We start from the raw sequence: 11,260 nt of genomic DNA on the forward strand, positions 1-11,260 counted from the left end.
ATTTTTTTCTTTAACGTCTGATTAATTTTTTCACAAATTTACTACAACGATATCGGTTCCTATATACACCAATGCTTTTTTTAACACTTTGAAACCCATATTTTCAATAGCATCCTGATATTCTTGTAACTGTTGTATGTATTTGGGATTACTCAAACCTGTTTTATAATCCAAAAGATAAGCTTCTCCTTTTGGAGTAATAACTACCCTATCAGGCTTCAATGTCTTTCCTGCTTTCTGTATTATTGTTTCCTCATTTAAAACCCTATTACCTTCCTCAAAACAAATACTGATTTCTGAATGATTTACAATTTCCTTAATCGTCTTTAAAACTATCTCTTTTTGCTCAAATACAATTAGCCCGTCTTCTAATGCTTTTACAATCGCCAAATCAACATCTGATTTATATTTTACAAACGCTAAGATTTCATGAATCACATTCCCATAAGATATAGCTTCTTGCTGATGCGTTCCCCACATTAATGCTTCACGTTGTGCAATTTTAATATTCTTTGGATTTAAAACTTCCGAAACTAGCAGAATCGTCTTGGTGAACGAAGAATGTTTATCTCCCGAAGATAATTTTACTGAATTTCCAAATTCATATTCCAATTTACTCTCATCATAAACACCAAGATTAATTAAATATTTTATAAAAAAAGATGCCATATTACCTGGGAATTCTCCATCTTTTCTAGGCTTTATTTCCTGAGAAATAACATATAATTGTTCTTCAGCACGAGTCAAGGCAACATATAAAACATTTACATTATCTAGTAGTTCTTCTTGTTTTTTTGAATTAAAAACAACAGCGGCATCTTCTCCAAAACCAGCTACCGCACTACTATTATCTATTAACACTTTTGGCAATCCAAAGTCTGACTCCTCCGCATTTAACCATAACTTATCTTTTGGTTTTCGACTATAATCTTCTTCTGCAAAAGGCATAATTACCACTGGAAACTCTAATCCTTTTGATTTATGAATTGTCATTATACGAACAGCATTATTCCCCTCAGGAGACGGAATACTAAATTTCCCCGCATTCTTATCCCAATAACTTAAGAAATCCGAAATACCTGCTTGATTCCTAATATCGCGCTCCAAAACTATATCAAGAAAATATTGCACATAGGCATTATTATATTCCAAACGCACAAATTTAGAAACGATAGTTTCAACGGCTTCATAAAGTGATTTCTTTCGAATATTTTCAAACGAAAGCGAAATATCAAATTTCTCTAACCATTTTTCAAAAGCAGCTTCATTTCTCTCAGCCATTCCTTCGGCTATAAAGTCATGAACAGGCCTTTTAATCTCAATATTCTTAGTTAAGAAATGTAAAAAATTAGCTTTAGCTTCTAAGTCTGCATTGTTATTCAAATACTTTAATAAATGAATAATTAATCGAACTTCGGTTGCATTCTGAATCATCAATGTTTCTGATGATAATAACGGAATATTTTGCTCTGTGAGATAATTTGCTACAGCGATACCCTGATCTCTTTTACGAGTCAAAATAACAATATCTTTATACTCAAATCCTTCACGCAGTACTTTCTGGATTGTATTTAAAGTCGCTAAAACATACAAATCAGTTTTCTCCAGAGCAGCATCATCATCAATTTGTTCATTTTTATCAATTACCGGAAGAAACGAAATATTTACATAACCGCCTTTCTTTGCATTTGTCTTTTGATAACTATGATTCTCATATAAATCTTTATAGTCTGCATTTTCAAACTCTGAAGAGATTAATTTAAAAAAGCTATTATTAAATTCAATAACCTCACTATAACTTCTGTAATTAGTATCTAAATGTGTTATTTTCTTATCTGGATTATTAAACGGATTTAAATCCTTACTTAATTCAATAAACTGCTCCGCTTTTCCTCCTCTCCAACGATAAATTGATTGTTTCGGATCTCCCACAATCATCAAAGTTCCTTTTACTCCATAATCATCTTGCCCAGAAAGGGCATTATCGATTAGCGGAATTAAATTCTGCCATTGCATTTCGGAAGTATCCTGAAACTCATCAATAAAAAAATGACGGTATTTTTCTCCTAAACGTTCATAAATAAAAGGCGCAGGTTGATTTTGGATTTCGCGATGAATAATTGCATTGAACTCAGAAATAGACAAAACATTTTGTTCGTTCTGAATCTTTTCTAACTCATTGCTTACTGTATTCAGCAATGACAATGGCGTAATATTTTTAAGAAATGCTTTGTAGAAATCTCTCTTTTCGAAATTTTTATAAATCTTATCCAGAATTTGAAGTAATTCTGGAATAATATTTTCTATTACGGCTTTATCTTTGGCCGTTTTATTAATCGCAATATCATCAAACTCATGAAATGTTTTATTCTTGGGATTAAACTTCCCATCTCGAATACTTTCTAGATGATTCGGAAATGTTCCTCTTGAAAAAGATTTTAAATCGATTCCGTTTTTCTCAATTAACAAAAGAGCTTCAGTCGCAAAAACAGCATTTTCTTCCTCAAGATTTTTACACAAATCCTTTAGCTTATTTTTTATTTCGACAAACTCTCCAATTGATTTATCATGAAAATGAGTAATCTCATTTCGATTATTTTCATTTAAGATTAACCTTCCTGTTTCAAGAATTTCACGAGAAACATCCCAACTTTTATCATCGTCGGTTTTCTCCATCGTAAAATCAATCAGCAACTTGGTCAAAGTTTCATCTTGTCCCGCTTGTGCAATAATTGCATCGACTGCCTCTATGAGTAAGTTTTCTGTATCCAGAGTTACCTCAAAAGTCATGGGCAAATTTAAATCATGCGCAAAAGCACGAATAACCTTATGGGTAAATTTATCGATTGTAGAAATATCAAAAGCAGCATAATTATGAATAATATGCTTAATGATATTTTGTGATTTTGTTTTTAATTCAATGATTGAAAGGCCAGTATCCCTCGCCAAATCCTCCATTAAATCTATCGCTTTCGCGGAAGGTTCTTCTTTGGCAAACTCAGATAAGCTACCTACAATTCGGCTTTTCATCTCATGAACTGCCTTATTTGTAAAAGTTATTGCAAGAATATTGCGATACGCATCATTTTTAGGAGCCGAAAGTATAATTTTAAGATATTCCTTAACTAGGGTATATGTCTTTCCTGAACCTGCGGATGCATCATATATAGAAAAGGAAGGTCTTTGCATTTTTTAATTTTTTCGAACTGTAAAAATAAAACATCCCGAGAACTATTCGGTTGCAAAAAACTAAAATTCTATAAAGTAAAATTAATTAGTGCTTATTAAATGCTTTTTTATTAAAAACAATTAAAATACCTACACCTGTAGAAATTGCCATATCGGCAAAATTAAAAATTGCATTAAAAAATTTAAATTGTTGTCCACCCCATATTGGCAACCAAGTTGGTAGATTTCCTTCCCAAATAGGAAAATACAACATATCTACTACTTTACCATGAAACCACGTTCCATAATGTTCTGGAGCAAATAGTGTTGCTAAATTGTTATAACTGTCATCGAATATTACACCATAAAAAACAGAGTCTATAATATTTCCTGCAGCTCCTGCCAAAATTAAAGCAATAGCGACAACTAAATATGTTGAGCTTTGTTTTTTAATAGAGTCATACAACCAGTACCCAATACCAAAAACGGCAAAAATCCTAAAAACGGTTAAAATCAATTTCCCATATTCTCCTGGAATTTTTGTTCCCCAAGCCATTCCTTCATTCTCAATAAAAAGAATCTTAAACCACTTAAAAACTTCCACTTCTTCACTTAAAACGAAGTTGGTTTTTATATAAATTTTAGAAAGCTGATCAATAAGTAAAATAATGAAAATAAGTAAATACGCTTTTCGTAGTGACATTTTATAATTTTTTATTGGCGCAAAAGTAACAATTAAATCAAAAAAAACGCCCCCTTAGGAGCGTTAATTATTTCGTAACAAAATGTTTCATTATTATTTTCCGTTATTTCTAACCGGCTTAGATCCTTCAGAAAAAAAACTTGAGATTGAATTGAACAATCCTTTAGCTTCTTTTTTCCCATCTGTAGTCTTAACAATATTACCCTGTGCCTTTTTTGCTTTGGCAACATTCAACTTAACCCTTATTTTATCAAATTCCTTTATTCTACTATCAACATCCGACTTCACATCTTTAAACTTCAACACTTTAGCCATAACGTTTTATCTTAAATTAATACTTACTTAATCCTCCATTCCTTTCTTACAATAATACGCAAAAATTTTATATTTCTTAAATAAATTAACGAGATAATACATGATAAAGCTATGATTTTTTAATTAAATTAGCTTAATCAATTATTTTTTAACAACTCCCCAAATCTCCACACAATGAATGAAATCACTTCCATGCTAAATGAGTTTTTAATTCAGACCAAATCAACATCGGCACTTATATCGGGTACAAAAGGAAAATTGATCACCTCTTTACACTTAGAATATAGTGACAGTGTTGCCGCAATGAGCGATGCAATCCTATCTATGAGCGACAAATTCCTTAATGACTTAGACAAAGGACTACTTAAACAATTATACCTTAAAACCACCAATGGAGTCGCTGTAATGAATAAAATAAACAATTCTCATAGCATCATCGTTTTCTCTAATGATGGTAGCAATCTCGGATTATTTCTGCGCAATATCGATGAACTAGCCACTCAGCTTAACAAAAACAGTCTTTTAAAATAATTAATAACCAATAAATCCCCAAAAATTATGAGCAACGACTTTTTAAATGTTTTTCTAACTGAAATGAAAACAAATGTGAATGGTTTTATAGCTGTAGCTGTAACCGAGATTGAAACAGGGCTTAGTTATGGTAATTTAAGCATCGATTCGACATTTGATCCCGAATTAGCTTCTGCATATAACCTTGAAGTAGTTAAAGCTAAATTAAGCGCTGTAAAGGCCTTAAATTTAAAACAAGACATCGAGGATATCTTAATTACGCTTACCAATCAAATTCACATTATTGATATTTCACCAAATAATAAATTCATGGTTTATCTAGTCGCAGACTCTACAAAAGCCAACTTAGGAATGACAAGAGCTGTTTTAAGAAAATACAAAACTGATTTGGAAAAAAATCTAGCGTAACAGCATTACTTTCTTAATTAAAACTGTCTTGCGCAAAGACAGTTTTAATTTAACTACTTCCTTTTTTACACTTAAATTACTTCTCTTCATTTTGACGCAAAAAAAACGCCCCTTAAATAGGAGCGCTTTATTATTTATTTAAAAAACTATCGTTGCAAGTTTTTTGCTTCAATACTCATTGTAGCATGAGGAACAATCTTTAATCTTTCTTTTCCGATTAACTTTCCTGTTACTTTGCACACTCCGTATGTTTTATTTTCTACACGAAATAACGCATTCTTTAAATCTCGAATAAACTTTTCTTGTCTGATAGCTAACTGTGAGTTTGCTTCTTTGGACATAGTTTCGCTTCCTTCTTCAAATGCTTTAAATGTTGGAGACGTATCATCTGTACCGTTATTTAAATCATTCATGTAAGCACTTTTAATCAAGTCTAAATCTGCTTGCGCTTTTTGTATTTTACCCAAAATGATCTCTTTGAATTCAGCTAAATCAGCGTCAGAGTATCTTGTAATTTCATCTACCATTTTTATATTATTTTGAAATTAATATCATTGTTTTTATATCATCAAATTCAATTTCTATGCCGCTTTCTAATTCGTCTAAGAAAACCAAACTATCTGTTAATGTTTCAGACTTAATATAGTCTTCATTTTTAAGAATTGCAGTTTCTAATATACCACTTCTCTTTATCTGTACCTTTATCTTATCAGTTACTTCAAATCCAGAATCTTTACGGATGTTTTGAATTCTATTAACCAATTCTCTTGCGATACCCTCATTTTTCAGCTCTTCCGTGATCGTAATATCAAGCGCAACTGTTATTCCGTTTGAATTTGCAACCAACCAACCTTCGATATCTTGTGATGTAATTTCGACATCTTCTAATGATAAAGTTACACTATTTCCTGCAATAACAATATCTAACGAACCTTCCTTGTCTAACTGACTGATTTGCTGCGCGGTAAAAGACTGTATCTCTTTGGAAATCAAGCCCATATCTTTACCAAATCGAGGTCCTAATGCTTTAAAATTAGGCTTAATTTGTTTCACCAAAATACCCGAAGCATCATCTAAAAGAACGATTTCTTTCACGTTAACTTCTGCTTTTACAAGCTCTGAAACTGCCTCAATTTCACTACGTTGATTATCGTCAAGTACTGGAATCATTACCTTTTGCAACGGTTGACGTACCTTAATCATTTCCTTCTTACGAAGTGATAAAACAAGTGATGAGATAGTCTGCGCTTTCTGCATTTTGCTTTCTAACGTTTTATTAACAAAGTTTTCAACGTATTTTGGAAACTCTGCCAAATGTACACTGTCATAATTTTCTGACTGTGTTGAAGTTGTTAAGTCTCTGTAAAGCTTATCCATAAAAAATGGAGCAATTGGAGCACTTAGTTTACTTATAGTTAACAAACAAGTATAAAGTGTTTGATATGCTGCTATTTTATCATGCGCGTACTCTCCTTTCCAAAAACGACGACGACATAAACGAACATACCAATTGCTCAAATTCTCTTGTACAAAGTCTGAAATTGCACGAGCAGCTCTTGTTGGCTCATAATCGGCATAAAAGCCATCAACTTCTTTGATAAGTGTATTCAATTCAGAAATAATCCACTGATCAATTTCTGGTCTTTCGTGTATCGGAATTTCTGCTTCAGCATATTTAAATCCATCGATGTTTGCATACAACGAAAAGAATGAATAGGTATTATATAATGTTCCGAAGAATTTACGACGAACCTCAGCAATTCCCTCAAGGTCAAATTTTAAATTATCCCAAGGATTTGCATTCATAATCATATACCAACGTGTGGCATCAGGACCGTATTCTGCAATGGTTTTAAAAGGATCAATTGTATTTCCTTTACTCTTAGACATTTTTATTCCATTTTTGTCTAAAACCAAGCCATTTGAAACCACATTTTTATAAGCTACTTTATCAAAAACTAAAGTTCCGATTGCGTGAAGCGTATAAAACCATCCACGAGTCTGATCGACACCTTCAGCAATAAAATCAGCTGGAAAATCTTTATTCTCGTCAATTTTATCTTTATTCTCAAAAGGATAATGCCATTGTGCGTAAGGCATTGCCCCTGAATCAAACCAAACATCAATTAAATCGCTTTCACGTTTCATTGGCTGGCCTGAAGCCGAAACTAAAGTTATTTGATCGACTACATTTTTATGCAAATCGATTAAATCATAATTAGATTCAGACATATTTCCGATTTCAAATCCTTTAAACGGATTTTCTTTTTGAAAACCTGCTTCGATAGATTTCTCAATCGCATTGTACAATTCTTCAACAGAACCAATAAGAATTTCTTCTTTTTTATCTTCAGTTCTCCAAATTGGCAACGGAATACCCCAATATCTAGAACGAGATAAGTTCCAGTCATTGGCATTTTTAAGCCAATTTCCAAAACGTCCTTCACCAGTAGACTTAGGCTTCCAATTGATAGTTTCGTTCAGGTCGAACATTCTATCTTTTACATCGGTTACTTTAATGAACCAAGAATCTAGTGGATAATATAATAACGGCTCATCAGTTCTCCAGCTATGTGGATAACTGTGGACATATTTCTCTACCTTAAAGGCTTTATTTTCTTCTTTTAATCGAATAGCAATTTCAACATCTACAGAACGCTCTGGCGCCTGACCTGCATCATAATATTCGTTTTTTACATATTTACCAGCAAGTTCACCTAAATGCGAAGTAAATTTTCCTTGTAAATCTACCAAAGGAACTGCTGTTCCAGTTTCGTCAAGAACCAACATTGGCGGTACTTCAGGCTTAGCCTCTTTTGCTACTTTAGCATCATCAGCACCAAAAGTTGGAGCGGTATGTACAATACCCGTTCCGTCTTCGGTAGTAACAAAATCTCCTGCTATTACTCTAAATGCATTTTCAGCATTTTGATATGGCAATACATATGGTAATAATTGTTCGTAACGAATCTCAACCAAATCAGCTCCTTTCGCTTCCGCTAAAATTTTATACGGAAGTTTTTTGTCACCTTCTTTTACATTGTCGAAATCGGCATCATCTTCGCTTGCAAAAAATCCTTTTCCGAATTGTTTTCCAACTAAATTTTTAGCCAAAACAACATTGATTGGTTCAAAAGTATATTGATTGAAAGTTTTTACCAAAACGTAGTCAATTCTTGGACCAACTGTTAAAGCGGTATTCGATGGTAATGTCCAAGGCGTTGTCGTCCAGGCTAAAATATGAACATCTCCAAAACCTTGTAAAAACGAAGGCAATGTTTCTGGCAATGTTTTAAATTGTGCTACAATTGTAGTATCTGTAACATCTCTATAAGCTCCAGGCTGATTTACTTCGTGAGAAGACAATCCTGTCCCTGCTTTTGGAGAATAAGGCTGAATTGTGTATCCTTTGTACAACAAACCTTTATCGTAAATTTGTTTCAAAAGCCACCAAACAGACTCCATATATTTTGGTTTATAAGTTACATATGGATCTTCCATATCTACCCAATATCCCATTTTTTCAGTTAAGTCATTCCATACGTCGGTATAACGCATTACGGTTTTTTTACACGCTTCGTTATATTCTTCGATAGAAATTGTTTTACCAATATCTTCTTTTGTAATTCCTAGTTCTTTTTCGGTACCTAACTCTACAGGCAGTCCGTGAGTATCCCAACCAGCTTTTCTTTTTACCTGAAAACCTTTTTGAGTTTTATATCTGCAAAAAATATCTTTAATCGCACGTGCCATCACGTGGTGAATTCCTGGTAATCCATTTGCCGAAGGAGGACCTTCGAAAAATACGTAAGGCACTGCACCTTCGCGAGTAGTTACACTCTTTTCAAATATATTTTCTTTCTTCCAAAAGTCAAGTACTTCAGACGCTACAGTAGGTAAGTCAAGTCCTTTGTATTCAGTAAATTTTGTGCTCATTTTATCCTTTTCTTAAATCGAAGTGCGAAAGTAAGGAATTTTGATTTTTTTAGCCACCAATTCACTAATTAAATTTGTTAATACATTTATAATTCCGCATTTATCAAAAAATAGTTATTGATTTAAACAGAAATATTTTCTCAAAAACTGAAAACCCTAAGGATTCAATCTTCAAGAAAATATTTCTTAGTGTCTACAAAAGTGAAAATATAACAGTCTTTTATTAGCAAAAAAGACGGTCGTCATTAATAGTATTAATCTTTATTTAAAACTTCCGAAATAAACTTCTTTCATAAAAATTCTATTACCAAAAACGGCATTTACTTCCACTTTTTCGCGGTTTTCCTGATAGGAAGTATCTCCGTAAAAATCTTCAATTTCATAATTAATCTTATGCGGAATTTTTCCTGAATTTAAAGCTGCTACAGGGCGATAATCTTTGAAAAGCTTTCGCTCAAAAAAACTTTTATTTCCATCATCAAATTCTGTTCTTTCCGTTGCAACAATCGAAAAATCCTCTTTATCAATAAAAAGATGATAATCTGTTTTAGGAATGGTTCTATTACTTGTGTTCAATGTTTTTTCGAAATAATTAAAATGATAACACCATTTCCCGTCAACCATTTCGTCTTGCAATAGCTCCAGCTTATTCCATAAATCAAGTCTAAAAGCAGTTAAGAAATTCACAGGGTCCAAATTTGCAGAAAGATTACTATACTTGTAAATTGGTAATTTTGCCCATTTGGCTTCCACTCCGCTTTCGCGATCACTGTGACTCCATGCTTCTGGTCCATTTACGATTTCATAATAGGTTTCCGGCATTTTCTTTTTCAAAAGATAATTTGTCGTTGTCGCCCATCTTTCTTCGGTGTGAGGTATATTACTTTCTTCTAAAGTTAACTTAGACACCAAATGTGTTTTCTCTACTTTTTTTAGAATATTGCTTCCACCAAGATTAGCGATAATCTTCGCTAACAAATCTGGATTAGATTGATATGCAATAGAATCAAGCATATTTTCTCGTTGAATTTTACTTTTTTCTAAGGCTGCCGCTCTATTTTCTTTTTCGATATTCCAATCAGCTTCCTGACGGTCGATTTTTTCAAAAAAAGCTAATCTCAACTCTTCTTTTTCTTCGGCAATTTTTAAACCTAATTTTTTAAGTTCTGCAAAACGAGGTGTATGACTTCTTATTTTTTTATCTGCAAAATAGCCATTATTAACTCTTTCGATAATTGTAGATCCTCTCGAATCTTGTTTATCATTTTCAATTAATAAATTAGCATATTTCAGGGCTTTTTCTTTATTCTCAAGTAAAAAATAAGTTTCAGCCAAATTGTTGGTGACAATAAAACGAATATCTTCATTTGCCGGAGAAAGTGGGTATTTTACCAACAGACTTTCTAAATACTGCAAATGTGGCGTTAGTAATTTCTCGTCTAAACCTTTCTCAAGAGTTACTTTCTCCAACTGAGCTGTAATTTCTGTCTCGAAAGCAAGCATTTGTGCGTATTCTGAATGCCCTTTTGAAGTTACAAACTCAAATTTTTCCTTTACTACACTAGTTGAATATCCAAATTTATAATTTAAAAAATCCTGGATTCTTATTGCCGCTTTGTAGACAACATTATCAAATCCAAGCCCTACATCACTGTAATCTGAGTTCTTTACAGCTGTCTTTACTTTTTTATCCTGTTCTGAGGCTACAACTTTCAAAGCACCCATACTATTTCCCACACTTACCGAATAAGAATCTGAACCTCCAAAATCCTTAGTCAATATAATTTTATCGCCAAGCTTAACATCTAATTTTACATTATTTATATAATTAGAGTGCGCATTATAAGTCCAACGATTTTTTTCCTTATCATACACACTATCTATTTGAGTGTCTGTATATCTGGGCATCGCAAAGGTTAAATAAAGCTTAAGCTTTCCGTTTACAGGATCTTTTATAAATCCATCAATATTAAAAAAATCCTTCTTTAAATTAGATTCTTCTTCCTGCAGCGATTTATCCATTTGATAAAAAGCCGTTTGCGTTAATACATTATCAAGAGCTGGAAATTCAGAATATCTAATTATCGGAATTTTAAATTTCTTTGTTTTTGAGCTTATTTTTTCTTGTGCCTGAATTGATCCAATTACAAGCAAAGCCACTAAGAGTAATATTTTTTTCATAGGCAAAAAAAAAAAGCC

At 32.6% G+C, this 11,260-nt stretch carries 8 protein-coding genes; 2 read left to right on the forward strand and 6 right to left on the reverse strand.

The window, feature by feature from the left end; translation table 11 throughout:
* Positions 1-30 precede the first annotated feature (30 nt).
* From AC3IPI_RS03990 to AC3IPI_RS04000, 3 genes are all read right to left on the reverse strand, one after another.
* Positions 31-3,189 (reverse strand): UvrD-helicase domain-containing protein, encoded by a 3,159-nt coding sequence (locus AC3IPI_RS03990; protein WP_489157287.1) that lies wholly within the window; start codon positions 3,187-3,189, stop codon positions 31-33.
* 85 nt (positions 3,190-3,274) lie between these two features.
* A complete protein-coding gene (locus AC3IPI_RS03995; protein WP_039113137.1) occupies positions 3,275-3,871 on the reverse strand; it encodes a lipoprotein signal peptidase in 597 nt (198 codons plus the stop codon).
* Between the two features lie 93 nt (positions 3,872-3,964).
* Positions 3,965-4,186: a hypothetical protein gene (locus tag AC3IPI_RS04000; protein WP_039113138.1), complete on the reverse strand. Its 222-nt coding sequence runs from the start codon at positions 4,184-4,186 to the stop codon at positions 3,965-3,967.
* Between the two features lie 174 nt (positions 4,187-4,360).
* Here AC3IPI_RS04000 and AC3IPI_RS04005 point away from each other — a divergent pair, with 174 nt between their 5' ends.
* Both AC3IPI_RS04005 and AC3IPI_RS04010 read left to right on the forward strand, forming a co-directional pair.
* Positions 4,361-4,717, forward strand: coding sequence for a roadblock/LC7 domain-containing protein (locus AC3IPI_RS04005; RefSeq protein WP_039113139.1), 357 nt, complete (start codon positions 4,361-4,363; stop codon positions 4,715-4,717).
* Positions 4,718-4,744: 27 nt separating this feature from the next.
* Positions 4,745-5,125 (forward strand): hypothetical protein, encoded by a 381-nt coding sequence (locus tag AC3IPI_RS04010; protein WP_489157289.1) that lies wholly within the window; start codon positions 4,745-4,747, stop codon positions 5,123-5,125.
* Between the two features lie 146 nt (positions 5,126-5,271).
* Here AC3IPI_RS04010 and AC3IPI_RS04015 read toward each other — a convergent pair whose 3' ends face one another.
* The 3 genes from AC3IPI_RS04015 to AC3IPI_RS04025 all read right to left on the reverse strand — a co-directional run bounded on the left by AC3IPI_RS04015 (position 5,272) and on the right by AC3IPI_RS04025 (position 11,242).
* The gene (locus AC3IPI_RS04015) at positions 5,272-5,652 is read right to left on the reverse strand and encodes a TraR/DksA family transcriptional regulator (RefSeq protein ID WP_082001802.1); all 381 of its coding nucleotides are present in this window, start codon (positions 5,650-5,652) and stop codon (positions 5,272-5,274) included.
* 7 nt (positions 5,653-5,659) lie between these two features.
* Positions 5,660-9,061, reverse strand: a complete 3,402-nt coding sequence (gene ileS, locus AC3IPI_RS04020; protein WP_489157292.1) for an isoleucine--tRNA ligase — start codon at positions 9,059-9,061, stop codon at positions 5,660-5,662.
* Positions 9,062-9,322: 261 nt separating this feature from the next.
* Complete coding sequence (locus AC3IPI_RS04025; RefSeq protein ID WP_489157294.1) at positions 9,323-11,242, reverse strand: hypothetical protein; 1,920 nt, start codon at positions 11,240-11,242, stop codon at positions 9,323-9,325.
* Positions 11,243-11,260: the final 18 nt, after the last annotated feature.

The organism is Flavobacterium sp. GL_143 (assembly GCF_057834355.1).

What these genes read in the sequence shown, in the direction of transcription:
- AC3IPI_RS03990 (WP_489157287.1), bottom strand. Translation starts at nt 3,189, where the DNA reads ATGCAAAGACCTTCCTTTTCTATATATGATGCATCCGCAGGTTCAGGA.
- AC3IPI_RS03995 (WP_039113137.1), bottom strand. Translation starts at nt 3,871, where the DNA reads ATGTCACTACGAAAAGCGTATTTACTTATTTTCATTATTTTACTTATT.
- AC3IPI_RS04000 (WP_039113138.1), bottom strand. Translation starts at nt 4,186, where the DNA reads ATGGCTAAAGTGTTGAAGTTTAAAGATGTGAAGTCGGATGTTGATAGT.
- AC3IPI_RS04005 (WP_039113139.1), top strand. Translation starts at nt 4,361, where the DNA reads ATGAATGAAATCACTTCCATGCTAAATGAGTTTTTAATTCAGACCAAA.
- AC3IPI_RS04010 (WP_489157289.1), top strand. Translation starts at nt 4,745, where the DNA reads ATGAGCAACGACTTTTTAAATGTTTTTCTAACTGAAATGAAAACAAAT.
- AC3IPI_RS04015 (WP_082001802.1), bottom strand. Translation starts at nt 5,652, where the DNA reads ATGGTAGATGAAATTACAAGATACTCTGACGCTGATTTAGCTGAATTC.
- ileS (WP_489157292.1), bottom strand. Translation starts at nt 9,061, where the DNA reads ATGAGCACAAAATTTACTGAATACAAAGGACTTGACTTACCTACTGTA.
- AC3IPI_RS04025 (WP_489157294.1), bottom strand. Translation starts at nt 11,242, where the DNA reads ATGAAAAAAATATTACTCTTAGTGGCTTTGCTTGTAATTGGATCAATT.